This window comes from Achromobacter sp. (assembly GCF_049647645.1).
GTDB lineage: Bacteria > Pseudomonadota > Gammaproteobacteria > Burkholderiales > Burkholderiaceae_B > Achromobacter.
The window spans coordinates 1-23,827 of record NZ_JBARYB010000046.1; the positions used below are offsets into that span (position 1 = coordinate 1).

The following is a 23,827-nucleotide window of genomic DNA, read 5'->3' on the forward strand; positions in this document are numbered from 1 at the left end:
GGCGGGAAGGCCCGGCGCCCGCGCGCAAGCGGCAGTCGTCGCGCGCGCGCATGGCGGACATGACTTCCGAGACCTGGCCCGAGCTGGCCGCGCGCCTGCCGGTCACCGGCCTGGCGGCGGAGTTGGCGCGCCAGAGCGCATGGGCCGGCGTGCAGGGCGATGCCATCATCCTGCGCGTGGCCGTCAAGACACTGGCCGAAAGCGAAAGCCGCGTCCGTCTGCAGACCGTGTTGTGCGAACATTTCGGCCAGGGCATACGGCTGGACGTCGAGGTCGGCGTAACGGGCGAGGCGACGGCGCATGCCGTGGCCCAGGCCGAACGCGCCGCTCGCCAGCAGGCCGCCGAAGACGCGGTCGCCGTCGATCCATTTGTACAAGCGCTGGTCGCCGATTTCGGCGGCCAGGTCGTGCCCGGCTCGATCCGCCACGTCGATTCACCCGCCGCCGCTGCCTGAAGCGGCGGCCATCTCTCATTCCCCTCATTCAAGGAAGCATCGATCATGATGAAAGGACAACTGGCCGGCCTGATGCGCCAGGCGCAGCAAATGCAGGAAAACATGAAGAAGGCGCAGGACGCGCTGGCCGACATCCAGGTCGAAGGCGCCTCCGGCGGCGGCCTGGTCAAGGTCACCATGACCTGCCGCCACGACGTCAAGCGCGTGGTCATCGATCCGTCGCTGCTGGGCGACGACAAGGACATGCTGGAAGACCTGGTTGCCGCCGCGTTCAACGACGCACTGCGCAAGGCTGAAGCCACCTCGCAGGAAAAGATGGCATCGGTCACCGCCGGCATGCCGCTGCCCCCGGGCATGAAGCTGCCGTTCTGAGCGCAGTCCCAAGGCCGCAATGGATCCGCTACTGCCTGAACCCGAGCCGCTCGTCTCGCTGATCGAGGCGCTGCGGCGCCTGCCTGGCGTGGGCGTGCGCTCCGCAAGACGCATGGCCTATCACCTGCTGCAGCATGACCCGCAAGGCGCGGACATGCTGGGGCGGGCGCTGGCGGGTGCGGTGCAGGACCTGAAGCATTGCGCCCGCTGCAACAGCTTTTCGGAAGAAGAGGTCTGCGGCACCTGTATCAATCCCAAGCGCGATCCTTCGCTGCTGTGCATCGTCGAGACGCCGGCAGACCAGAACATGATCGAGTCCAGCCATGGCTACCGCGGCCTGTACTACGTGCTGATGGGCCGCGTCGCGCCACTCGAGGGCATCGGGCCGCGCGAGCTGGATTTCGACCGCGTGATCAAGCGCGCGACCGACGGCATGGTGCAGGAAGTCATCCTGGCGACCAACTTCACCGCCGAAGGCGAAACCACCGCTCATTTCCTGGGTGAAGCGCTGAGCGAGCGCGGGCTGCGCGTCACGCGCCTGGCGCGAGGCGTGCCTGCCGGCAGCGAACTGGAATATGTGGACGCCGGCACCATTGCGTGGGCCCTGATGGAACGCAAGACCACCTGATTCCGCAGTGCCAGAACGCCTGCCGGCAACGTATCGGCAACGGCAAAAACAGTGAGGAAGACAAGCCATGTCAGCGCTGACCGGACTGAAGGTCCTGGAACTCGGCACGCTCATCGCCGGCCCGTTCGCCGCGCGCATCTTCGGCGAATTCGGCGCCGACGTCATCAAGGTGGAAACGCCTCACGGGCCTGACGGCACGGGCGGCGGCGATCCCATCCGCAGTTGGCGCCATCTGCACGAGGGCAATTCGCTCTGGTGGACAGTCCAGGCCCGTAACAAGCAATCCATCGCGCTCAACCTGAAGGACCCGCGCGCGCGGGAAATCGCCCGCAAGCTGGCGCTGGACGCCGACGTGGTGGTCGAGAACTACCGGCCGGGCGTGCTCGAGAAGTGGGGCCTGGGCTACGAGCAGCTGCGCGCGATCAATCCCGCGCTCATCATGGTGCGCCTGTCAGGCTACGGGCAGACCGGGCCCATGAAGGACCAGCCGGGTTTCGGCGCCATCGGCGAATCCATGGGCGGGCTGCGCTATGTGTCGGGCCATCCGGACCGGCCGCCCCTGCGCGTCGGCATCTCCATCGGCGATTCGATCGCCGCGCTGCACGGCGTGATCGGCGCGATGATGGCGTTGCGCCACCGCGATGCCACCGGCGGACGCTGGAACGGCAAGCAGGGCGCGGATTGCCAGGCGGGACAGGGGCAGATGGTGGACGTGGCGCTGTACGAGGCCGTGTTCAACATGATGGAAAGCCTGGTGCCCGAGTACGATGTTGCCGGCGTGGTGCGCGAGCGCACGGGCGGCGCGCTGCCCGGCATCGTCCCATCGAATACCTACACCACCCGCGATGGCCAGAACATCGTCATCGCCGGCAACGGCGACGCGATATTCCACCGGCTGATGCGCGCCATCGGCCGCGATGATCTGGCCACGGATCCGGGCCTGGTGCGCAACGACGGCCGCGCCAAACGCGTGGAAGAGATCGACGGCGCCATCCAGCAATGGTGCGGCGAGCGCGGCATCGAAGAGGCCCTGGGCGTCCTGAAGGCCGCCGACGTGCCCGTGGGCAAGATCTACAGCGTGGCCGACATGTTCAGCGATCCGCAGTTCCTGGCGCGCCGCATGATAGAGCAGCATCGCTTCCCCGACGGCACGCCGGTCAAGCTGCCGGCCGTGGTGCCCAAGCTGTCGGAGACGCCTGGCGAGACGCGTTGGGTGGGCCCTGTATTAGGGGAACATACCGAGGAAGTCCTGAAATCGCTGGGGTATGATTCAGCGGCTATAGAAGAGCTGGCAAAGACCGGCGCTATCGGTCTGCCCGACAACTAGGAGACAACCACATGTCAGTCACTCGCCGTGATCTGCTCAAGATGGCCGGCGCCGCCGGCGTCATGGGCATGGCGCCCGCCATCGTGCGCGCGCAGAAGCTGGAGAAGACCAAGGTCCAGATCGCAGTCGGCGGCAAGCCGCTGATCTACTATCTCCCCCTGTCCATCGCGGAAGCCCGCGGCTACTTCAAGGATGAAGGGCTGGACGTCAGCATCGCCGACTTCGCGGGTGGCTCCAAGGCCTTGCAGGCCGTGGTGGGCGGCAGCGCCGACATCGTGTCGGGCGCGTTCGAACACACCTTGTCCATGCAGTCCAAGGGCCAGGCCTATCGCGCCTTCGTGTTGCAGGGCCGCGCACCCATGATAGGCGTGGGCGTGTCCAAGAAGAACCTGCCCAACTACAAGGGCCCCGCCGACCTGAAGGGCAAGAAGATCGGCGTGACCGCGCCGGGCTCGTCCACCAATATGGTGGTCAGCTTCTTCCTGGCCAAGCACGGCCTGAAGGCCTCGGACGTGTCCATCATCGGCGTGGGCGCTGGCGCCGGCGCGGTGACTGCGCTGCGCAGCGGCCAGATCGATGCCATCTCCAACACCGACCCCGTGGTGTCGATGCTGGAAATGCCGGGCGACATCCAGATCATCGTCGACACGCGCACGCTCAAGGACACCCAGGACATCTTCGGCGGCAACATGCCGGCGGGCTGCCTGTATGCGCCGCAAGCCTTCATCGACGCCAACCCCAACACCACCCAGGCCCTGGCCAACGCCCTGGTGCGCGCCGACAAGTGGATCCAGAAGGCCGGCGCCGACGAAATCGCCAAGGTCGTGCCGGAAACCTATCTGCTGGGCGATCCGGCCGTCTACAAGGCTGCCATCGCCAAGAGCCTGGAAGGCCTGTCGCCGGACGGCATGATCCCCGAGGATGGCGCCGCCACCGCGCTTAAGGCGCTGGCGGCCTACCAGGCGGATTTCGATGGCGCCAAGATCGACCCGTCCAAGGTCTGGACCAACGACTACGCCCGCCGCGCCAACGAGAAGTACCCCAATGGCTGAAGCCGCGCTGTCGCTGGAAAACATCAGCTGCACCTTTGTCTCCCGCGACGACCGGTCGCAGCGCTACACCGCTGTCAGCGACACTACCCTGGCCATCGAGCCGGGCGAGTTCGTGTCGGTGGTGGGCCCGACCGGCTGCGGCAAGTCCACCCTGCTCAACGTTGGCGCGGGCCTGCTGGCGCCGTCGTCGGGCAGCGTGAAGGTGTTCGGGCAGCCGCTGTCCGGCATCAACGAGCGCGCCGGCTACATGTTCCAGGGCGAAGCCTTGCTGCCCTGGCGCAGCGCGCTGGACAACGTGGTGGCCGGACTGGACTTCGCCGGCGTGCCGCGTTCGCAGGGGCTGGAACGCGGCCGCGAATGGATGCGCCGTGTGGGACTGGGCGGCTTTGAAAGCCGCTATCCGCACCAGATGTCGGGCGGCATGCGCAAGCGCGCGATGCTGGCGCAGACGCTGATCCGCGATCCCGACATCATCCTGATGGACGAACCGTTCTCGGCGCTGGACATCCAGACCCGCCAGCTCATGGAGAACGAGGTCCTGGACCTCTGGATGGCCAAGCGCAAGGCCGTGCTCTTCATCACCCACGACCTGGACGAGGCCATCGCCATGAGCGACCGCGTGGTGGTGCTGTCGGCGGGACCAGGCACACATCCCATCGGCGAATTCGTCATCGACCTGCCGCGCCCGCGCGACGTGGCCGAAGTGCGCACGCATCCGCGTTTCGTCGAACTGCACGCCGCCATCTGGGGTGTGCTGCGCGAAGAAGTATTAAAGGGCTACGCCCAACAGAAGCGAGCCTAGGCCATGCCCAAACTGATCAAACCCGGTTCGGCCAGCCTGCGCTTCTGGCAGTTGCTGCTGCTCGTCATCATTTTGCTGGTCTGGCATTTCGCCTCGCGCGATCCCAAGGTGGCCTTCTTCTTTGGCGAACCGCTGAAGGTATGGGGCCGCATCTGGGCCTGGTTCGTCACCAATGCGGACATCTATACCCACCTGGGCGTGACGCTGACCGAGACCGTGCTGGCCTTTTTCATCGGCACCATTGCCGGGCTGGCTTTCGGCTTGTGGCTGGGGCTGTCGCCGGGCGCCAGCGCGATTCTGGATCCGTACATCAAGGCCGCCAATTCGATGCCACGCGTCATCCTGGCGCCCATCTTCGGCATGTGGTTCGGCCTGGGCATCTGGTCCAAGGTGGCGCTGGCCGTGACGCTGGTGTTCTTCATCGTGTTCTTCAACGTCTACCAGGGCGTGCGCGAAGTCAGCCCCACCTTGCTGGACAACGCCCGGATGCTGGGCGCGCGCCGGCGTCAGTTGCTGCGGCACGTGTACCTGCCGTCGGCCACCAGCTGGGTGTTCTCCAGCTTGCATACCTCGGTGGGCCTGGCCTTCGTGGGCGCGGTGGTGGGCGAGTACCTGGGCTCGGCCAGCGGCGTGGGCTACCTGATTCTGCAGGCCGAAGGCACTTTCGACGTGAACACCGTGTTCGCGGGCATCATCGTGCTGACGGCGTTCGCGCTGGTGTTGGATGCCGTTGTCGGCATGGGTGAAAAACGCCTGATGAAATGGCAGCCCCGGTCCGGCGAAACCGAAAAGATCTGAAGGAGTTCCCATGGCCCGTCTGCCCTACGCCGACCTGACCCATCCCGAAGCCAAGCCGCTGGTCGACCGCATCGTAGCCGAGCGAGGGAGTGTGTTGCATCTGTACCAGATGCTGCTGCACAGCCCCGCGGTGGCGGGCGGCTGGCTCAACTACCTGACTTCGATCCGCCAGCTCAGCGCCTTGCCGGGCGACTTGCGGGAACTGGTGATCATGCGCGTGGCGGTCATCAACGGCGCGCCTTACGAGGCCGACCAGCATGCGCCGATCGCGCTGAAGGAAGGCGTGTCGCAGGCTCAGTTGGACGAGCTGAATAACTGGGAAGCCTCCGGCCTGTTCGATGAACGCGAGAGGGCGGTGCTGGCCTACACCGACGCCATGACGCGTCAGGTGCAGGTGCCGGAACCCGTATTCCAGGCGGCAAAGGCGGCGATGGGTTCCGAAAAGCTCATCGTGGAACTGACTGCGACGGTGGCCGCCTACAACATGGTGTCGCGCTTTCTGGAAGCGCTGCAGGTGCATTCGCACGATCACCGCTGACGCAGGCGCGCGGCCGCCGGTCGCGCATCTCTTCGCCTGCGTAGCGACGGGCGCCGCGGCGCCCGCCCGGTTCAGGTCCGCTGCGCCTCGATCAGCGCATCCAGCTTGACCGCGTCCGCCACGAACAGGCGGATGCCTTCCGACAGCTTTTCGCTGCCCATCGCGTCTTCATTGAGCAGGGTGCGGAACGTGACTTCGTCCGCGCCGATGCGGGCGATGTCGGCCGGGACGTCGTCCGCGCGCAATTGCGCCGGCGCGTCGCCCTCGGTGCCGGCCAGCTTGGTCAGCAGTTCCGGGCTGATGGTCAGCAGGTCGCAGCCCGACAGCGCCAGGATCTGGCCCACATTGCGGAAGCTCGCGCCCATGATTTCCGTGGGGATGTCGAAATGCTTGTAGTACTGGTAGATGCGGGTGACGGACACGACGCCCGGATCGCGCGCGCCGGCGTTGTCGGTCTCGACCCAGTTGGCGCCGGCGGATTTCTTGTGCCAGTCGTAGATGCGGCCGACGAAGGGCGAAATCAGCTGCACGCGCGCATCGGCGCAGGCCACGGCCTGCGGCAGCGAAAACAGCAGAGTCAGGTTGCAGCGCACGCCTTCCGACTGCAAGGCGCGGGCCGCCTGGATGCCTTCCCAGGTCGAAGCTATCTTGATCAGCACGCGCTCGCGCGGTACGCCGGCGGCTTCGTACAGGGCGATCAGGCTGCGGGCGCGCTCGATGGTGGCGCGGGTGTCGAACGACAGGCGGGCGTCCACCTCGGTCGACACGCGGCCGGGGACGATGTCCAGGATGGCCCGGCCGAAGGCGACCAGCAGGCGGTCCATGAGCTCGGCGGTGGGCGCGCCACGGTGTTCGCGCGCGGTCTTTTCCAGCAGGGGGCGGTAGGCGTCTTGCTGGACGGCCTTGAAAATAAGGGACGGGTTGGTCGTGGCATCGGTGGGACGCAGCGCCTTCATGGCTTCGAAATCCCCCGTGTCGGCGACGACGGTGGTGTGGTTGCGCAGGGCGTCAAGTTGGCTGGACATGGACGGTACGGCTCGCAGCAGGCTAGGGTTGAAGGTGTCCTAGCGTATCACCGAGGCCGCCAGGCCGCTGTCGGCTGGATGAAGGAGGGGGACGGCGGGATGCGGAAAAACAGGCCAAAACGCCGTTTCCGGCCTTATTTGGCGCGGTTCGCCAGGGAAAACGGCCGCTCAGGGTATAATCCGAAGGTTTGATTATCGATTCTAAAACCGGGGTTTACTGTGCTGCCGCAACTCTTTCCCGAGGGGATCAACCGCTTCCCTCCTGCAATTCTGGCTCTGGCGGACGGTACCATTTTTCGAGGCGTGTCGATCGGTGCGCCTGGGCATACCGTTGCCGAAGTGGTGTTCAACACCGCGATGACCGGGTACCAGGAAATTCTCACCGATCCCAGCTATAGCGGCCAGATCGTCACGCTGACCTATCCGCATATCGGCAATACCGGCGTCAACGCCGAGGACGTGGAAGCCAAGCGCGTCTTCGCCGCCGGCCTGGTGGTCCGTGACTGTCCCGCCCGCGTGTCGAACTTCCGTTCCACGCAATCGTTGCCTGAGTACCTCTCCGAGCAAGGCGTCGTCGCCATTTCCGGCATCGACACCCGCAAGCTCACCCGCATCCTCCGCGAAAAGGGCGCCCAGGGCGCCTGCATCTTCGTCGGCGCCGATGCCGAGCGCGCCGTCGAGCTGGCCCGCGGCTTTGCCGGCATGGCCGGCCAGGATCTCGCCAAGGTGGTGTCGGTCAAGGCCAGCTCCGAATGGACCGAAGGCACCTGGCAGCTGGGCGAGGGCTTCTCCAAGCCTGACCAGTCCAAGTTCCACGTCGTGGCCTACGACTTCGGCATCAAGACCAACATCCTGCGCCTGCTGGCCGACCGCGGCTGCCGCCTCACGGTGGTGCCGGCCCAGACCAGCGCCGAGGAAGTCTTCAAGCTCAATCCGGATGGCGTGTTCCTGTCCAACGGCCCCGGCGACCCCGAGCCCTGCGACTACGCCATCGAGGCCACGCGCGCCTTCCTGGACAAGAAGCTGCCGGTGTTCGGCATCTGCCTTGGCCACCAGATCATGGGCCTGGCGCTGGGCGGCAAGACGCTCAAGATGAAGACCGGCCACCATGGCGCCAACCACCCCGTGCAGGATCTCCAGTCCAAGCGCGTGTTCATCACCAGCCAGAACCATGGCTTCGCGGTCGACGCGGCCAGCCTGCCGGCCACCGCGCGCGTGACGCACGTTTCGCTGTTCGACGGCACGCTGCAGGGCTTCGAGCTCACCGACCGCCCGGCCTTCTGCTTCCAGGGTCACCCCGAAGCCAGCCCGGGTCCGCACGACATCCTCGAGCTGTTCGACAAGTTCATCAGCCTGATGTCCGGCCAAAAGTAAAGATTGCATCATGCCCAAGCGTACAGACCTAAAAAGCATACTCATCATCGGCGCCGGCCCCATCATCATCGGGCAGGCCTGCGAATTCGACTATTCCGGCGCACAGGCGTGCAAGGCGCTCAAGGCCGAGGGCTACCGCACCATCCTGGTGAACAGCAACCCGGCCACGATCATGACGGACCCGGAAACGGCCGACGTCACCTACATCGAGCCCATCACCTGGCAAGCCGTCGAAAAGATCATCGAGCGTGAAAAGCCCGATGCGCTGCTGCCCACCATGGGCGGCCAGACCGCGTTGAACTGCGCGCTGGACCTGGCCCACCACGGCGTGCTGAAGAAGCACAACGTGGAACTGATCGGCGCCAACGAGCACGCCATCGAAAAGGCCGAGGACCGCCAGAAGTTCAAGCAGGCCATGACCGACATCGGCCTGGAATCGGCCAAGTCGGGCGTGGCCCACAGCATGGACGAAGCCTGGGAAGTGCAGCGCCGCATCGCGGCCGAAGTCGGCACCTCCGGTTTCCCGGCCGTGATCCGCCCCAGCTTCACCATGGGCGGTTCGGGCGGCGGCATCGCCTACAACGCCGAAGAATTCGAAACCATCTGCCGCCGCGGCCTGGAAGCTTCGCCCACCAGCGAACTGCTGATCGAAGAGTCGCTGCTGGGCTGGAAGGAATTCGAGATGGAAGTGGTCCGCGACAAGGCGGACAACTGCATCATCGTCTGCTCCATCGAAAACCTGGACCCGATGGGCGTGCACACGGGTGACTCCATCACCGTGGCGCCGGCCCAGACGCTGACCGACAAGGAATACCAGATCATGCGTAACGCATCGATCGCGGTATTGCGCGAGATCGGCGTGGATACGGGCGGCTCGAACGTGCAGTTCGCCGTCAATCCCCGTGACGGCCGCATGATCGTCATCGAGATGAACCCGCGCGTGTCGCGTTCGTCGGCGCTTGCCTCCAAGGCCACCGGCTTCCCCATCGCCAAGGTCGCCGCGCGCCTGGCCGTGGGCTACACGCTGGATGAACTGAAGAACGAAATCACCGGCGGCGCCACGCCCGCCTCGTTCGAACCCTCGATCGACTACGTCGTCACCAAGGTGCCGCGCTTCGCCTTCGAGAAATTCCCGACCGCCGACGCGCGCCTGACCACCCAGATGAAGTCCGTGGGTGAAGTCATGGCCATCGGCCGCACCTTCCAGGAATCGTTCCAGAAGGCGCTGCGCGGCCTGGAAGTCGGCGTCGACGGCCTGAACCAGAAGACCACCGACCGCGAGAAGCTGCAGGTCGAACTGGGCGAACCCGGTCCGGAACGCATCTGGTACGTGGGCGACGCCTTCGCGCAGGGCTTCACGCTGGACGAAGTGCACAACATCACGCACATCGACCCGTGGTTCCTGTCGCAGATCAAGGAAATCGTCGATATCGAGCTGGCGCTGGAACAGAAGACGCTGGCCGACCTGGACTACGCCACGCTGTGGGAACTGAAGCGTCGCGGTTTCTCCGACCGCCGCCTGGCTTTCCTGCTGGATTCCTCGGAATCCGAAGTGCGCAAGCTGCGCCACCAGCTGAACGTGCGTCCGGTCTACAAGCGCGTCGACACCTGCGCCGCTGAATTCGCCACCCGCACGGCCTATATGTACTCGACCTACGAGGAAGAGTGCGAAGCCGCGCCCACCGACCGCAAGAAGATCGTGGTGCTGGGCGGCGGTCCGAACCGCATCGGCCAGGGTATCGAGTTCGATTACTGCTGCGTGCATGCCGCGCTGGCGCTGCGCGATGACGGGTACGAGACCATCATGGTCAACTGCAACCCGGAAACCGTGTCCACCGACTACGACACTTCCGACCGCCTGTATTTCGAGCCGCTGACGCTCGAAGACGTGCTGGAAATCGTCCACAAGGAAAATCCGGTCGGCATGATCGTCCAGTACGGCGGCCAGACTCCGCTGAAGCTGGCGCGCGCCCTGGAAGCCAACGGCGTGCCCATCATCGGCACCAGCCCCGAATCCATCGACGTGGCCGAAGACCGCGAGCGCTTCCAGAAGCTGCTCAACAAGCTCGGCCTGCGCCAGCCGCCCAACCGCACCGCGCGCACGGAAGGCGAGGCCCTGGCCCACGCCGCCGAAATCGGCTATCCCCTGGTGGTCCGCCCCAGCTACGTGCTGGGCGGCCGCGCCATGGAAATCGTGCACGAGCAGCAAGACCTCGAGCGCTACATGCGCGAGGCCGTGAAGGTCAGCAATGACTCGCCCGTGCTGCTGGACCGCTTCCTGAACAACGCCACCGAAGTGGACGTGGACTGCCTGGCCGACGGCGAAACCGTCTTCATCGGCGGCGTCATGGAACACATCGAGCAGGCCGGCGTGCACTCGGGCGACTCGGCTTGCAGCCTGCCGCCGTACTCGCTGTCGGCGGAAGTCATCGCCGAGATCAAGCGCCAGACCACGATGATGGCCAAGGCGCTCAACGTCAGCGGCTTGATGAACGTGCAGTTCGCGATCCAGGGCGGCGACGTCTACGTGCTGGAAGTGAATCCGCGCGCCTCGCGCACGGTGCCCTACGTTTCCAAGGCCACCGGCCTGCAACTGGCCAAGATCGCCGCGCGCGCCATGGCCGGCCAGACCCTGGCCGCCCAAGGCATCACCAAGGAAGTCGTGCCGCCTTATTTCTCGGTCAAGGAAGCCGTGTTCCCGTTCGTGAAGTTCCCGGGCGTGGACACCATCCTGGGGCCGGAAATGAAGTCGACCGGCGAAGTGATGGGCGTGGGCACGAGCTTCGGTGAAGCCTTCGTCAAGTCGCAACTGGCCGCGGGCGTGCGTCTGCCGGAATCCGGCACGGTGTTCATCAGCGTCAAGAACCAGGACAAGCCCCTGGCGGTGGAAGTGGCGCGCGGCCTGCACGCGCTCGGCTTCAAGCTGGTCGCCACGCGCGGCACCGCTGCCGAGATCGAAGCTGCCGGCATCCCCGTGCAACTGGTGAACAAGGTCAACGAAGGCCGTCCGCACATCGTCGACATGGTGAAGAACGGCGAAATCGCGCTGGTCATCAACACGGTCGAAGAGCGGCGCAACGCCATCGCTGACTCGCGCACCATCCGCACCCAGGCGCTGGCCGCCCGCGTGACCTTCTTCACGACCATCGCCGGCGCCCGCGCCGCGGTCGAAGGCATGCAATACCTGCGCCAAGGCCTGGGCCTGCAGGTGTATCCGCTGCAGGAGCTGCACGCTTCCTTGCAAGGCTAAGCCGGCAAGCGACACAATAGGGCACGCGTAAGCGTGCCCTATTTTTTTGCAACGCAATTCTGCAACGCCACTACAGGCATCAGGCACACATGGAAAGAGTCTTCATCACCGGCGCCAGCAGCGGCCTGGGACGCGCCCTGGCGCAGCAATACGCCACCGCCGGCGCCACCCTGGGCCTGCTGGGCCGGCGCGAGGACGCCTTGCGGGAATTGGCCGACAGCCTGCCGGGCGAGCACCGCTGCTACGCGGTGGACGTGCGCGACCGCCAGGCTCTGCATGCCGCGGCCCAGGATTTCATCGCCTTCTGCCAGGGGCGGGTGGACGTGGTCATCGCCAGCGCCGGCATCAGCGCCGGCACGCTGACCGAGCATGGCGAGGACTACGACGTCTTCAAGGCTATCGTCGACACCAATCTGCTGGCCACCGTGGCGACCTTCGAACCCTTTATCGCGTCCATGCGGGCGGCAGGATCGGGCCGGCTGGTGGGCATCGCCAGCGTGGCGGGGGTGAGGGGGCTGCCGGGAGCGGGCGCCTATAGCGCGTCCAAATCGGCGGTGGTGACCTACTGCGAAAGCCTGCGGCTGGAGCTGGCGGCTGAGGGCGTGGATGTGGTGACGATCGCGCCCGGCTACATCAAGACGGCGATGACGGCGCATAACCCGTATTCCATGCCTTTCCTGATGGAAGCGGATGCGTTTGCGCGCCGCGCGCGCAGCGCGATCGGGCGAGGCACGTCCTATGTGGTGATTCCGTGGCAGATGGGCATCGTGGCCAAGCTGATGCGCCTTCTGCCCAACGCCGTCTACGACAGGCTGGCGCGCAACGCGCCGCGCAAGCCGCGCCGCGCGCGCTGAGGGCTCAAGGCACCACGTCGTCGCCGACTTCGTCGGTCACGTGGCCCACGTCGCCCCAGTCCAGCACCTGCCACTTGCGGCCCTGTACGCCGACGCGATTGATGCTGACGTTCAGCAGCGAGGCGTCGCGCGGCCCGTTCAGCGGCACGCCCGAGGCATGGCGCCAGATGATGTCCAGCACGCCGCCGTGGGTGAACATCAGGATGCGTTCGTCGTCGTGGCGGCTGGCGATGTCATCCACGGTGGAGATGACGCGGGACTGGAACTGGCCCAGCGTTTCGCCGCCGTCCAGCGGGCGCAGCGGATCGCGGCTTTTCCAGGCGGCCGCGGCCTCGGGGGCCAGCACGTCGATGCGTTCGTGGTCCAGGCCTTCCAGCACGCCGAAGCCGCGCTCGCGGATGCCCGGCTCGACGCGCACGCGCAGGCCGAGCTGCTCGGACACGGGCACGGCGGTGGCATGGGCACGCTGCAGATCGCTGCTGTAGATGGCGTGGATGGGCGTGCGGCGCGCTTCCTCGCGCATGCGCGCGGCCAGCAGGCTGGCCTGGTTGACGCCGAATTCGTTCAGGGGGATGTCTTGCCAGCCTTGCAGGCGCCGCTGGCGGTTCCAGTCGGTTTCGCCGTGGCGGATGAACCAGATTTCAGTCATTACGGTATAGATGCGGGATTAAAGCTGGGCCGGCGCAATGGGCGCGCGCGGTTTCCAGATGGTTTGAATGATCGAGCTTAACGCGACCAGCGCGGGCTCGCTAGCGCGCTCGTAGGGCAGGATGAAGCCCAGCATGGCGTCGACGCGCGCCTGGCCCCAGACGATGAAGTCATTGGAGGCCGCGCCCGCCAGGGCGGTTTCCTCGCGCAGCAGCGCGCAGCCCGCGCCGGCTCGCACCAGCGCGTCCAGGTTGGCCTGGTCGTCATTTTGCATCACGACGCGCGGCGACAGCCCGTGGCGTTCGAACATGTCGCGCAGCAGCAGGTGCGTGTGGCTGCCCGAAGGGCCGTCCAGCCAAGGCAATTGCGCCACCTCGCGCCAGCCGCCGCGCTTGAGCACAGCCGCGTGCTCCTTGGGCATGGCGATGCGGTAGCGCACGCTACGCAGCGGCTGCCAGAGCACGCCGCGCGGCGGATTGGCGGCGATGATCAGGGCCGCCGGCAGGCGGCCGGTGCTAACCTGCTCCGCCAGGGTGGCGGCAGGCAGGGTCTGGGTTTTGAGCTCGACCAGCGGCAGGCGCTGGGTGACGGCCGAGGCCAGTTCGCCCAGGCGCAGGAAATCCGGCTTTTCGCTGGGCACGCCCAGCTCGACCGCGCCGTGCAGGCTGCCCTGCAACTGCTGGGCTTCGGATTTGAACTGCGCGCCCAGCACCAGCAGCGACTCCGCGGTGGGCAGCAGTACCTCGCCGGCCTTGGTCAGGGCCAGCCGGCCGCCGCTACGGTCGAATAGCGCCACGCCCAGGCTTTGCTCCAGCGCCTTGATCTGCGCGGTGACGGCTGGCTGGGTCAGCGACAGCGCCTCGGCCGCCTTCGTCAGGTTGCCCAGCCGGGCGACCGTGACGAAGGCGCGGATCTGATAGATTTCCATGGGCCCGAGTTTAGGCCGCCAACAGCCGCACTTGGGTAGGTTCCAGCCCGATGGAGACGGGAGCGCCGATGGGGAAGGGCGACAGCCCGGCCAGATGCGATTGGTCCGCCGTCAACCGCTGTTCGCCGATCTGCACCTGATAGCGGGTGAATTCGCCCAGGAACTCGCTGCTCTCCACGATGCCCGGCAGCCAGACATAACGCGCGTCGCCCAGCCCGTCCGCCATTTCGATCTGCACGGTGTGCGGACGGAAGCTGGCCGCCAGCCGCGACGCGGCCGGCGCTTCGCCGGCGAGCGGCAGGTGCAGGTCGCCCACGCCTTCCACCGCCAGCACCACGCTACTGCTGGTGCGCTCGCGCACGTTGCCTTCCAGCACGTTCATTGTGCCCACGAAGTTGGCGACGAAGCGGTTCACCGGATAGTCGAACAAGGTGCTGGGCGCGCCAATTTGCTGGACCACGCCATGGTCCAGCACCGCCATGCGGTCGGCGGTGGTCATGGCTTCTTCCTGGTCGTGGGTGACGAAGATGGTGGTGATGCCGAGCCGGCGCTGCAGGCTGAGCAGGTCCTGGCGCATCTGCACGCGCAGCTTCTTGTCCAGGTTGGAGAGGGGTTCGTCCAGCAGCAGCACCTGCGGCTCGATGACGATGGTGCGGGCCAGGGCCACGCGCTGCTGCTGCCCGCCGGAAAGCTGGTTGGGGCGGCGCTTGCCGTACTGGGACAGGCCGACCAGTTCGAGCGCGGCTTCCACCTTGGCGCGGATCTCGGCGCGCGGCAGCTTGCGTTCGACCAGGCCGAAGGCCACGTTGTCCCACACCGTCATGTGCGGCCACAACGCATAGTTCTGGAACACCATGCCGATGTTGCGGTTCCAGGGCGGAGTGCCGCTGATGTCCTTGCCGTCCACCAGCAATTGTCCCGCGCTGTGCCGGTTGAAGCCGGCGATCAGCCGCAGCAGCGTGGACTTGCCGGAGCCCGACGGCCCCAGCAGCGCGAAGAACTCGCCGGGTTCGATGCTGATGTTGACGTCCTTGAGCACTTCCGTCTTGCCATAGGACAGCCGGATGTTGCGGCATTCGACGCTGACTTTCTTCATGCGGATTCCCCTTCATTGCGAGCCGGCCGCTGGCGCACCTGGGCGCGCTCCACCAGCAGGTGCGATACATACGTGCCGATGGCCACCGCGGCCACCGCCAGGACGCCGAGCGCGGCGCCCGGGCCCCGACCCGCCGCGCTCTGCATGTACAGATAGATGCCGTAGCTCATGGGCGCCTGGCTGTCCTTGGTCACCAGCATGATGGTGGCCGACAGTTCCACCGCCGCCGTCACGAAACTGGTCACGAAGCCTGCCAGCATGCCGCCCGCCATCAGCGGCACCACCACGCGGCGTATCGTGCTCATGCGCGTTGCCCCCAGCGATTGCGCGGCTTCCTCCAGCGAAATGTTGATCTGCTGCAGCGACGCCACGCAGGAACGCAGGGCGTAGGGCAGCCGCCGCACCGAGTACGCGATCATGATGATGATCCACGACGATGTCAGCAGGGTGCCGGTGCCGGGCAGTTCGATGCCGCGGAAGGTGCGCAGAAAGCCGATGGCCAGCACGATGCCCGGGATCGCCAGCGCGGCGGAGGCCAGGAAGTCCAGCCACTGGCGCGCCGGCAGGCGGGTACGCAGCATCAGGTAGGCGATGGCGGTGCCGAGAATCACGTCCACGCCCGCGGCCAGGCCGCAGTAGAGCAGGGTGTTGGCGATCATCCCCTGCGATTCGGAGAACACGGCGGAGTAATGCGCCAGCGTGTAGCCGTCCGGCAGCGGCGCGAAGCTCCAGACGCTGGCCAGCGACAGCAGCAGCACGCCCATGTGCGGCGACAGCACCAGCAGCAGCACCAGGATGATCCAGCCATAGGCCAGCACGCTTTCCATCGGACCCAGCTTGCGTTTCTGGATTGAGCTGCCGCCCTTCTGCAGGGTGGAGTAGTCGCGGCCCTTGAGCACGCGCGCCGACAGCCACAGCGCCAGGATCGAGAAGCCGACCATGATGACGCTGATCACATAACCCAGCGGATCCTCCAGGCCCACCTGCGTGATGCGCAGATAGGCTTGCGGCGCCAGCATGTTGGTGGTGCCCAGCACCAGTGGGGTGCCCAGGTCGTCGAACACCTTGACGAATACGAGGGACGCGCCGGCCACGTAGCCCGGCAGCGCCAGCGGGAAAATCACGCGGCGGAACAGGCGAAAACCCCGCGAGCCCAGGTTGAAGGCCGCTTCCTCCATGGCACCATCGATATTGCGCAGCGCCACCACCAGGTTCATCAGGATGAAGGGGAAGTAGTGCAGCGACTCCACGAAAATGACGCCGTTCAAGCCTTCCATGAACGGGATGGTGAAGCCGAACCAGTCGTTGAGCAGCAGGTTCACGCTGCCCGAGCGGCCGAAGATCAGCTGCATCGCGACCGCGCCCACGAAGGGCGGCATGATCAGCGGCAGCACGCCCAGCGTCTGGATCAGCAGCGCGCCGCGGAAATCGAAGCGCACGGTGAAGTACGCCAGCGGCACGGCGATCAGGGACGCCAGCAGCGCCGACCAGCCCGCCACGTACAGGCTGTTGAAGAACGCTTCCTTCATCAGCGGCTGGTTGAAGAAGGCGCCGAAATGGCCCATGGTGAAGCTGCCGTCGGCGTTCACGAAGGCGCTGTAGAACACCGTGCCCACGGGCACGGCCAGGAACAGCAGCAGAAAACCGAACACCAGTAGCGCCGTCAGCAGGGGGCCGACGGGCAGGCGCGAGTGGCCCGAAAAATTCATCGAGATTCCCGAAATCGTTGCCAGGGGAAAACCGCGGCGGCGGACGGGATGGATCCCGTCCGGCTCGCGCGCGTCCTGCGGGTGTAACGGCCTAGAGCGCCGCGGCCTGCTTGGCGAGCTTCACGGCTTCTTCGTAGTTCGCCTTGGAACGGCCGTTCCATTCGCCTTCCAGCTGGGTGATTTGCTGGTTCACGGCGGCGTCCTTCTTGTTGCCCGCGAAGATCGCCAGGAAGGCCGGATCCGCGGCCTTCTTGCCGTCGATCAGCGGCGCCCAGGTCAGCTTGCGGGCCTGCGCCAGCAGCTCGGCAGCCTTGCCGCTTTTGGCCTTTTCGCCCAGCTTGGCTTCGGCGTCGTAAATGGCCTTGGTGGCGGCCTGCAGTTCCTTCAGGCGGAACGTGACCGTCTGGTCATACAGCGATTGCACGACGTAGTAGCGCGACTGCGACAGGTCGGCGTTGAACTGCACCTTGCTGCGCTTGGCGATTTCGGCGGGGTCGGGATAGCCCTGGGGAATTTTGCCGGCCAGCGCCGTGTAGGGCAGCACCGGCAGGCGCGAGATCTTGGGCTCCAGCAGCAGTTCCTGCCCGGCCTGGCTGAGCGTGAAGGCGATGAACTTCTTGCCTTCCTCGGTGTTCTTCGCGCCCTGGATCAGGGCGATGTTGGCCGGCACGATGGCGGTTTCGGAGGGGTAGACGAACTCGACCGGGAACTTGGAATACTTGCTGGACAGGCCGAAGAAGTCGATGACCGGCCCGGCGCCGAACTGGCCGTTGTTCACGCCGTCCGGCACGCCGAACGAGCGCTCGGTGACGGCGCTGCTGTTGCCCGACATGCGCAGCAGGGTACTCCAGCCCTCATCCCAGCCTTCGCCCTGGAGGATGGTTTCCACGGTCAGGTGCATGGTGCCCGAGCGCGACGGCGAGGTGATGCCGACGTGGCCGAACCATTGCGGCGACAGCAGGTCCTTCCATTCCACCGGCGCCGGGATCTTGTGCGCCGCGATGTAGCGCGTGTTGTAGATGATGCCGTAGCCGGCCAGCGCCTGGCCCAGGTACATGCCGCCCGGATCGTTGATGGGGTAGTTGCCGATCTTGTCAGGCACCTGCTTGTTGGCCACGTCGGCGGAACTCGCCAGCAGCTTGTCGCGGCCCAGCACTTCGAAGGCGTCGGGCGCGCTGGCCCAGAACACTTCGGGGCGCTGGCCGGCGGGCGTTTCGCGCACATAGGCGATGCCCGACACGGTGTTCTTGTTCAGGATTTCCAGCGTGATGCCGGGATTGGCCTTTTCGAAGGCCGTCTTGTAGGCCTGGGTGAGGTCTTTGGGGAACGACGTGATCACCGTGACGGTGCCTGCGAGGGCAGGGGCCGCGCAAACGGCCAGCACCGCACCTGCAAGGGCTGTGCGCAATGCATGCATGGTTTGTCTCCGTAGTTTTAGATTTGTCCGGAGACAGTACTGGCAGGCCTGGACAGCGTCCAATCAGAAATTTTGATGCGCGCCATCAATGCGGGCGCCCCGGCCGCGCGGGGCGCCGTGCCTAGCCCGCTAGGCTGTGGCGGATACGCCGCCTTGCATGGCCCGGGCCTGCTTGTCCATCACTGCAGTGATCTGCTGTTGGATCTGCATCGCCTGGGCATTGAGCGCCATCATTTGCTGGGCCTTCATTTCGGCCGGCATGCCGCTGGCCTTGACCTTGGCGATCTGGTCCATCACGCGCTTGAGCTGCTTCTGCAGTTCCTTGATCTGGCGCGTGTATGCGTCGTCGTTGCTGCTGTCCTCGGTTTCCTTGGCTGCCTGCGCACCGCCCACTTTCAGGCCGCCGGGGTTGTTGACGCGGATCTTGCCGTCGGTCGACACGGTGCCCGCTTCTTCGCCGGAGGCGTTCTTGGCTTCTTTGTTGGCCTGGATTTTCTCGGCCCACATGTCTGCCAGCGTTGTGGCGCGGGAGATGCCGTTGATGGGATTGATCGCCATGATTGCTCCTGCCTGTTCAGATGGTCGGGGTTTTCACTAGTACGGCATTCCAGCGCCGAACTTAAGCATTGCCCCCCCTTTGCGGCCCCCTTTACACTGGCGCCCGCTCACACCCAACATCTACTTTGGGATATCCATGTCCAATTCCTACTTTCCACGCTGGCGCCTGGCTGACGACACCGAGCCCGGCGTCATCATCGCGCCCGACGAAAGACTGTCCTGGCCCAAGAACGTGGCCATGGGCGCGCAGCACGTCGTCGCCATGTTCGGCTCTACCGTGCTGGCGCCGCTGCTCATGGGCTTCGATCCGAACGTCGCCATCCTGATGTCAGGCATAGGCACGCTGATCTTCTTCCTGTTCGTGGGCGGCAGGGTTCCCAGCTATCTGGGTTCCAGCTTCGCCTTCATCGGCGGCGTGATCGCGGTGACCGGCTATGCCGGTGGCGGCGCCAACGCCAATATCGGCGTGGCGCTCGGCGCCATCATCGCCTGCGGCCTGGCCTACACGCTGATCGGCCTGATCGTCTGGTTCGTCAACGCGCGCGCCGGGGGCGGCGCAAACTGGATCGATACCTTGATGCCGCCCGTGGTCACGGGTGCGGTGGTCGCGGTCATCGGCCTGAACCTGGCGCCCATCGCCGCCAAGGGCGCGATGGGCGCATCGGGCTTCGACAGCGTCATGGCCATGGTCACCATACTTTGCGTGGGCGGCATCGCCGTGTTCACCAAGGGCATGGTCCAGCGCCTGCTGATCCTGGTCGGCATGATTCTGGCCTGCGTGTTGTACGGCATCCTTGCCAACGGCATGGGGCTGGGCAAGCCCATCGATTTCTCCGGCGTGGCCGCCGCGGCCTGGTTTGGCCTGCCGCATTTCGCCGCGCCGGTGTTCAAGGCCGAGGCCATGGGCCTGATCGTGCCAGTGGCCATCATCCTGGTGGCCGAGAACCTGGGCCACGTGAAGGCGGTCAGCGCCATGACTGGCCAGGACCTGGACCGCTACCTGGGCCGCGCCTTCGTCGGCGACGGGGTCGCCACCATGGTGTCCGGCGCCGTGGGCGGCACGGGCGTCACCACCTATGCCGAGAACATCGGCGTGATGGCAGTCACGCGCATCTATTCGACGCTGGTGTTCGTGGTGGCCGCCCTGATCGCCATCGTGCTGGGGTTTTCGCCCAAGTTTGGCGCGCTGATCCAGATGATTCCGGCGCCCGTGCTGGGCGGCATGTCGGTGGTGGTGTTCGGCCTGATCGCCATCGCCGGCGCCCGCATCTGGGTGGTCAATCAGGTGGACTTCAGCGATAACCGCAACCTGATCGTGGCCGCGGTCACGCTGGTGCTGGGCGCGGGTGACTTCACCGTCAAGCTGGGCAATTTCACGCTTGGCGGTATCGGTACCGCCACTTTCGGCGCCATCATCCTGTACGCCCTGCTGCGCCGCAGGAAGTAGGCGGCGGGCCATGCGCGGGGCTGGGCGTCCCGCGCATGGCCGGCTGGCGCGCCTAGGTGCGCGACAGCCTGGAGGCCGCGGCCGTCCGGGCCAACTCCACCGGCGCAGCCTCGATCACCTGTCCCGATTGCGTCTTGAACACGGAGGTAGCCTCCGCCAGGCGCCGCGCCTGCTCCTCCATCGCGGCCGCCGCGGCCGAGGCTTCCTCGACCAGCGCGGCATTCTGCTGCGTCACCTCGTCCATCTGCGTGATCGCCAGGCTGACCTGGTCGATGCCGCCAGCCTGCTGGGCCGACGCCGCTGAAATTTCAGCCATGATCGCGGCTACGCGCTGCACCGACTCCACGATTTCCTGCATGGTTTGCCCGGTGGCGGCGACTTGGGCCGAGCCAGCGGCGACGGTGTCCACCGAGGCCTCGATCAACGTCTTGATCTCCTTGGCGGCCTGCGCCGCGCGCTGGGCCAGCGTACGGACCTCGCCGGCGACCACGGCGAAGCCCTTGCCCTGTTCGCCGGCGCGCGCGGCCTCCACCGCGGCGTTCAGCGCGAGAATATTGGTCTGGAAAGCGATGCCGTCGATCACCGACACGATGTCAGAAATCCGCCGCGAGCTGTCCGAGATGCCGTGCATGGTGGCCACCACCTGTTCCACGTTCTGGCCGCCGCGCTGCGCCACGTCCATGCTGACCGCGGCCAACTGATTGGCCTGGGCGGCGTTCTCCGCGTTCTGCTTGACGGTGACCGCCAGCTCTTCCATGGTCGAGGCCGTTTCCTCGAGCGCCGCGGCCTGCTCCTCGGTGCGCACCGACAGGTTGGCGTTGCCCGCCGCAATTTCGGCCGAACCCACGTTGATCTCGTCAACCCCCTGTCGCACCGACGTGACCGTGCGGGTCAGGCCTTCCTGCATGCGCTTGAGCGATGCGAAGAGCACGCCGATCTCATTGTTGGAGCGCGTTTCCACGCGGTTCGTCAGATCGCCGGCCGCGATGCGGTCGAAGTGCCTGCCCGCCTCCTGCAGCGGACGCAGCACGGCGCGCCGGATGAAGGTCCAGCACAACGCGGTCAGGAGCAGGGCGGCCGATATCAGCGCGACCGCCGAGATCCGGGCGGTGGCGTAGGTCTGCTCGGAGCTTGCCAGCACGTCGTCGCTGCGCTCCTGGACCCGGGCCAGGAAGGCTTGCATGTCTTTCATGAAGTAGGCGTCGGCCTGGGGCAGCCGCCCCTCGTCCTGGCGATACTTGGCTGGCGAGCGTTCCTTGATGTTGGACTCCAGGGTATCCAGGATGGCGGCGTACTCGGTGAAGCGCCCCTGCAGCGTTTGGGCGAGCTGCTGACCGCGCGGACTCTTGGGTACGGCCATGTAGCGGGCGAAACGCTCGCGCGCCTGCTTCAGATGGCTGGCGGCTTCCTCGCCGGCCAGTCCGGCCTGGTCCATGCCGCCGGCCTGCATGGCGGCCATGCCCGCACCAAGCGCCAGCCGCGCGCGCAGCAGGGCGGCGTTGGCTTCGTAGAGCGGGTCGACCTGATGGACCGCGACATTGTTCAGGTCCTTGATCTCGGTCACGCTTTTCTCGGCGTTCATCCAGCTCAAGCCGCAAGCCAGCGCCAGGGCGATGATGAAGCAGCCCAGAACCAGCAGCATTCCTGTACGGACTTTCAGTTTTTCCAGCATGAGAGCTCCTCGTTCTTGAACGCGATCCGCCGCGTGCGGGAACGGTCCAGGCCGCCCGCCGCGTGGCGGAACGGCGGACGTCGCGCCGGATGACTGCGATGCGTCCGCCACCACTGCAAACACCCGCAAAAACAAGACTCTTGCGTCAGGCTCGTGCTTGCGGTCTGCCAGCCCTGGCCAGCCGAAAGTTCTCTGAGTGCAAAATGTATTTAATTGTTATTAATGACACAATTTGTTGTTTTATACTGCTTCGATCCGGCTTGTCTGGCGTTTTTGAGAGTTGCGCTTCGCCTGTGTTGCAAAAAACTATCGAAGAGTAGTTTTTAAGCAACACCTGCGTCACGCAGCCGCTACAGCGGACCTGCGCCGCCCCCGGCTCCGGGTAAATCCGAAAAACTGGAAGAAATGACGGGTTTTAACGGGTTACAGCGGCGAAATGCGGCGAAAACGGCGTTTTCTCCAGCGGCTTGCAATTCCCGTGGACTTTGACCACAATATGGCCTTGATTGCCCCGGTTCCGACCCGAGCCGGGGTTTTGTTTTGGTCGTCCGCGCCGCTCGTCACTCGATACCCCGATCGACTGCGCGCGCCAGGGTTACGGCCTTCACCGAGAACGCTCCGTCCGGGGCGTTTTCTACTTTTGTTTGGGAAACGACATGTCTGCCATTCCTTTGACCGTGCGCGGGGCCGAGCGCTTGCAAGAAGAGCTCCAGCGGCTGAAAACCGTGGAACGTCCTGCCGTTATCAACGCGATCGCTGAAGCGCGTGCGCAGGGTGATCTGTCGGAAAATGCCGAATATGACGCTGCTCGCGAGCGCCAAGGCTTTATCGAGGGCCGGATTGCCGAGCTTGAAGGCACGCTTTCCAACGCCCACCTGATCGACCCGTCCTCCCTTGAGGCCGAAGGCCGCGCCGTGTTTGGCGCTACCGTCGACATCGAGGACCTGGATTCGGGCGATCGTGTGACGTATCAAATCGTCGGCGACGTTGAAGCCGACATCAAGTCGAACCTGATTTCCGTGTCGAGCCCAGTGGCGCGCGCGTTGATCGGCAAGAGCGAAGGCGATGTGGTCGAGGTCAAGGCCCCGGCTGGCGTTCGCGAGTATGAAGTCCTGGGCGTGCGTTACATCTGACGCCACTGTAGTAAGCTGGATGTTGTCAAAACACCATAGTCCGAACCGTGCGTTCGACTGAATTCCGCGGTTTAATGCGGATCGCTATGGTGGACCGGGCGCGTAAAGCGCCCGTTTTTGTGCCCGGCGCTTACCTTTTCGACGACTTGCGGCTGGTGCCGCTGCGTGCTCCGGCCCGCAGGCTGAGCGCGCTGCCGCCACGGCGGGGAATGCCGTGACCGCTGGCGGTGGTCTTCTTGGTGCCGGGACGCATGGGCTTGCCGTTCTTGTTGAGCTGGTCCTGGGGCACGAAGCGCGTCTTCGGCTTGGGCTCTTCGGATTCGCTGCGGCGCGGGCGCTTGGCCAGGGTCTTGCCTTCGGCGGCCAGCTTCTTGGGCGTATGCGGCTCGGAGGCGCGGCGCTTGGCGGGGCGTTCGGGCTCCATGGCGGCCAGCGCGGCGGGCTTGATATTGCCGGCCAGCGGGCGGAACAGGATCAGCGTCTTGCCCAGGTGGTGCACGGGGGCGCAGGAAAGCGTGTCGCAGATGGTCGACAGCATTGCGTCGCGGGCCTCGCGGTCATCACCGCCGGCGCGCACCTTGATGAGGCCGTGCGAAGTCAGTGCCAGGTCGATTTCCTTGAGCACGGCTTCGGTCAGGCCATTGTCGCCAATCAGGACGACGGGGCGCAGAGGGTGAGCGGCGGACCGAAGGTCGCTGCGCTCACGAGAGGTAAGTTCTAATATAGGCATGCGTGGAATTGTAC

At 65.7% G+C, this 23,827-nt stretch carries 22 protein-coding genes; 13 read left to right on the plus strand and 9 right to left on the minus strand.

Annotated elements, in window-relative coordinates:
* The 8 genes from WBB14_RS04255 to WBB14_RS04290 form a co-directional block, all read left to right on the plus strand.
* The coding region (locus tag WBB14_RS04255; protein WP_424238707.1) for a DNA polymerase III subunit gamma/tau C-terminal domain-containing protein at window positions 1-455 on the plus strand (455 nt) is incomplete at its 5' end.
* A 45-nt stretch (window positions 456-500) separates the two neighbouring features.
* Window positions 501-827 (plus strand): YbaB/EbfC family nucleoid-associated protein, encoded by a 327-nt coding sequence (locus WBB14_RS04260; RefSeq protein ID WP_057283582.1) that lies wholly within the window; start codon window positions 501-503, stop codon window positions 825-827.
* Window positions 828-846: 19 nt separating this feature from the next.
* The gene (gene recR / locus WBB14_RS04265) at window positions 847-1,455 is read left to right on the plus strand and encodes a recombination mediator RecR (RefSeq protein WP_424238708.1); all 609 of its coding nucleotides are present in this window, start codon (window positions 847-849) and stop codon (window positions 1,453-1,455) included.
* Window positions 1,456-1,522: 67 nt separating this feature from the next.
* Window positions 1,523-2,782, plus strand: coding sequence for a CaiB/BaiF CoA transferase family protein (locus tag WBB14_RS04270; RefSeq protein ID WP_424238709.1), 1,260 nt, complete (start codon window positions 1,523-1,525; stop codon window positions 2,780-2,782).
* Between the two features lie 11 nt (window positions 2,783-2,793).
* Entirely contained in the window at window positions 2,794-3,834 is a 1,041-nt protein-coding gene (locus WBB14_RS04275; protein ID WP_332013889.1) for an ABC transporter substrate-binding protein, read from the plus strand.
* Complete coding sequence (locus WBB14_RS04280) at window positions 3,827-4,636, plus strand: ABC transporter ATP-binding protein (protein ID WP_424238710.1); 810 nt, start codon at window positions 3,827-3,829, stop codon at window positions 4,634-4,636. Before WBB14_RS04275 ends, WBB14_RS04280 begins: the two co-directional genes overlap by 8 nt.
* A 3-nt stretch (window positions 4,637-4,639) precedes the next feature.
* Window positions 4,640-5,434 carry an ABC transporter permease gene (locus tag WBB14_RS04285; RefSeq protein WP_088142186.1) on the plus strand — a complete coding sequence of 265 codons (795 nt, stop codon included), beginning with the start codon at window positions 4,640-4,642 and terminating at the stop codon, window positions 5,432-5,434.
* 10 nt (window positions 5,435-5,444) lie between these two features.
* On the plus strand, window positions 5,445-5,972 hold the full coding sequence (locus WBB14_RS04290) for a carboxymuconolactone decarboxylase family protein (protein ID WP_424238711.1): 528 nt from the start codon (window positions 5,445-5,447) through the stop codon (window positions 5,970-5,972).
* A 71-nt stretch (window positions 5,973-6,043) separates the two neighbouring features.
* Here WBB14_RS04290 and tal read toward each other — a convergent pair whose 3' ends face one another.
* Window positions 6,044-6,997, minus strand: a complete 954-nt coding sequence (gene tal / locus WBB14_RS04295; protein ID WP_424238712.1) for a transaldolase — start codon at window positions 6,995-6,997, stop codon at window positions 6,044-6,046.
* 219 nt (window positions 6,998-7,216) lie between these two features.
* Between tal and carA the strand changes: the two genes are divergently transcribed.
* The 3 genes from carA (at window position 7,217) to WBB14_RS04310 (ending at window position 12,475) form a co-directional block, all read left to right on the plus strand.
* Complete coding sequence (gene carA, locus WBB14_RS04300; protein ID WP_424238713.1) at window positions 7,217-8,371, plus strand: glutamine-hydrolyzing carbamoyl-phosphate synthase small subunit; 1,155 nt, start codon at window positions 7,217-7,219, stop codon at window positions 8,369-8,371.
* Between the two features lie 10 nt (window positions 8,372-8,381).
* Entirely contained in the window at window positions 8,382-11,621 is a 3,240-nt protein-coding gene (gene carB, locus WBB14_RS04305) for a carbamoyl-phosphate synthase large subunit (RefSeq protein WP_424238714.1), read from the plus strand.
* An 89-nt stretch (window positions 11,622-11,710) separates the two neighbouring features.
* Entirely contained in the window at window positions 11,711-12,475 is a 765-nt protein-coding gene (locus tag WBB14_RS04310; RefSeq protein ID WP_424238715.1) for an SDR family oxidoreductase, read from the plus strand.
* Between the two features lie 4 nt (window positions 12,476-12,479).
* Here WBB14_RS04310 and WBB14_RS04315 read toward each other — a convergent pair whose 3' ends face one another.
* The 6 genes from WBB14_RS04315 to WBB14_RS04340 form a co-directional block, all read right to left on the minus strand.
* Window positions 12,480-13,124, minus strand: coding sequence for a histidine phosphatase family protein (locus WBB14_RS04315; RefSeq protein WP_424238716.1), 645 nt, complete (start codon window positions 13,122-13,124; stop codon window positions 12,480-12,482).
* 18 nt (window positions 13,125-13,142) lie between these two features.
* Window positions 13,143-14,051: a LysR family transcriptional regulator gene (locus WBB14_RS04320; RefSeq protein ID WP_424238717.1), complete on the minus strand. Its 909-nt coding sequence runs from the start codon at window positions 14,049-14,051 to the stop codon at window positions 13,143-13,145.
* Window positions 14,052-14,061: 10 nt separating this feature from the next.
* Window positions 14,062-15,147, minus strand: coding sequence for an ABC transporter ATP-binding protein (locus WBB14_RS04325; RefSeq protein ID WP_424238718.1), 1,086 nt, complete (start codon window positions 15,145-15,147; stop codon window positions 14,062-14,064).
* A complete protein-coding gene (locus WBB14_RS04330) occupies window positions 15,144-16,856 on the minus strand; it encodes an ABC transporter permease (protein ID WP_424238719.1) in 1,713 nt (570 codons plus the stop codon). Before WBB14_RS04330 ends, WBB14_RS04325 begins: the two co-directional genes overlap by 4 nt.
* A 91-nt stretch (window positions 16,857-16,947) precedes the next feature.
* Complete coding sequence (locus WBB14_RS04335; RefSeq protein ID WP_424238720.1) at window positions 16,948-18,273, minus strand: ABC transporter substrate-binding protein; 1,326 nt, start codon at window positions 18,271-18,273, stop codon at window positions 16,948-16,950.
* A 129-nt stretch (window positions 18,274-18,402) separates the two neighbouring features.
* On the minus strand, window positions 18,403-18,831 hold the full coding sequence (locus tag WBB14_RS04340; RefSeq protein ID WP_424238721.1) for a FlxA-like family protein: 429 nt from the start codon (window positions 18,829-18,831) through the stop codon (window positions 18,403-18,405).
* 136 nt (window positions 18,832-18,967) lie between these two features.
* Between WBB14_RS04340 and WBB14_RS04345 the strand changes: the two genes are divergently transcribed.
* On the plus strand, window positions 18,968-20,278 hold the full coding sequence (locus tag WBB14_RS04345) for a solute carrier family 23 protein (protein WP_424238722.1): 1,311 nt from the start codon (window positions 18,968-18,970) through the stop codon (window positions 20,276-20,278).
* Between the two features lie 52 nt (window positions 20,279-20,330).
* Here WBB14_RS04345 and WBB14_RS04350 read toward each other — a convergent pair whose 3' ends face one another.
* Window positions 20,331-21,950 carry a methyl-accepting chemotaxis protein gene (locus WBB14_RS04350; RefSeq protein ID WP_424238723.1) on the minus strand — a complete coding sequence of 540 codons (1,620 nt, stop codon included), beginning with the start codon at window positions 21,948-21,950 and terminating at the stop codon, window positions 20,331-20,333.
* Between the two features lie 656 nt (window positions 21,951-22,606).
* Between WBB14_RS04350 and greA the strand changes: the two genes are divergently transcribed.
* Window positions 22,607-23,083, plus strand: a complete 477-nt coding sequence (greA, locus tag WBB14_RS04355) for a transcription elongation factor GreA (RefSeq protein ID WP_025139566.1) — start codon at window positions 22,607-22,609, stop codon at window positions 23,081-23,083.
* Between the two features lie 130 nt (window positions 23,084-23,213).
* On the opposite strand, the gene WBB14_RS04360 is transcribed toward greA, so the two are convergent.
* Window positions 23,214-23,813, minus strand: a complete 600-nt coding sequence (locus WBB14_RS04360; protein ID WP_013395592.1) for a YhbY family RNA-binding protein — start codon at window positions 23,811-23,813, stop codon at window positions 23,214-23,216.
* Window positions 23,814-23,827: the final 14 nt, after the last annotated feature.

Bases quoted from the DNA above. Each gene is read 5' to 3' on its own strand.
- WBB14_RS04330 (WP_424238719.1), bottom strand. From the start codon at position 16,856: ATGAATTTTTCGGGCCACTCGCGCCTGCCCGTCGGCCCCCTGCTGACG.
- WBB14_RS04340 (WP_424238721.1), bottom strand. From the start codon at position 18,831: ATGGCGATCAATCCCATCAACGGCATCTCCCGCGCCACAACGCTGGCA.
- WBB14_RS04290 (WP_424238711.1), top strand. From the start codon at position 5,445: ATGGCCCGTCTGCCCTACGCCGACCTGACCCATCCCGAAGCCAAGCCG.
- WBB14_RS04260 (WP_057283582.1), top strand. From the start codon at position 501: ATGATGAAAGGACAACTGGCCGGCCTGATGCGCCAGGCGCAGCAAATG.
- WBB14_RS04325 (WP_424238718.1), bottom strand. From the start codon at position 15,147: ATGAAGAAAGTCAGCGTCGAATGCCGCAACATCCGGCTGTCCTATGGC.
- carB (WP_424238714.1), top strand. From the start codon at position 8,382: ATGCCCAAGCGTACAGACCTAAAAAGCATACTCATCATCGGCGCCGGC.
- WBB14_RS04320 (WP_424238717.1), bottom strand. From the start codon at position 14,051: ATGGAAATCTATCAGATCCGCGCCTTCGTCACGGTCGCCCGGCTGGGC.
- greA (WP_025139566.1), top strand. From the start codon at position 22,607: ATGTCTGCCATTCCTTTGACCGTGCGCGGGGCCGAGCGCTTGCAAGAA.
- WBB14_RS04360 (WP_013395592.1), bottom strand. From the start codon at position 23,813: ATGCCTATATTAGAACTTACCTCTCGTGAGCGCAGCGACCTTCGGTCC.
- WBB14_RS04270 (WP_424238709.1), top strand. From the start codon at position 1,523: ATGTCAGCGCTGACCGGACTGAAGGTCCTGGAACTCGGCACGCTCATC.
- WBB14_RS04315 (WP_424238716.1), bottom strand. From the start codon at position 13,124: ATGACTGAAATCTGGTTCATCCGCCACGGCGAAACCGACTGGAACCGC.
- WBB14_RS04280 (WP_424238710.1), top strand. From the start codon at position 3,827: ATGGCTGAAGCCGCGCTGTCGCTGGAAAACATCAGCTGCACCTTTGTC.
- WBB14_RS04275 (WP_332013889.1), top strand. From the start codon at position 2,794: ATGTCAGTCACTCGCCGTGATCTGCTCAAGATGGCCGGCGCCGCCGGC.
- tal (WP_424238712.1), bottom strand. From the start codon at position 6,997: ATGTCCAGCCAACTTGACGCCCTGCGCAACCACACCACCGTCGTCGCC.
- WBB14_RS04350 (WP_424238723.1), bottom strand. From the start codon at position 21,950: ATGCTGGAAAAACTGAAAGTCCGTACAGGAATGCTGCTGGTTCTGGGC.
- WBB14_RS04285 (WP_088142186.1), top strand. From the start codon at position 4,640: ATGCCCAAACTGATCAAACCCGGTTCGGCCAGCCTGCGCTTCTGGCAG.
- WBB14_RS04310 (WP_424238715.1), top strand. From the start codon at position 11,711: ATGGAAAGAGTCTTCATCACCGGCGCCAGCAGCGGCCTGGGACGCGCC.
- recR (WP_424238708.1), top strand. From the start codon at position 847: ATGGATCCGCTACTGCCTGAACCCGAGCCGCTCGTCTCGCTGATCGAG.
- WBB14_RS04345 (WP_424238722.1), top strand. From the start codon at position 18,968: ATGTCCAATTCCTACTTTCCACGCTGGCGCCTGGCTGACGACACCGAG.
- WBB14_RS04335 (WP_424238720.1), bottom strand. From the start codon at position 18,273: ATGCATGCATTGCGCACAGCCCTTGCAGGTGCGGTGCTGGCCGTTTGC.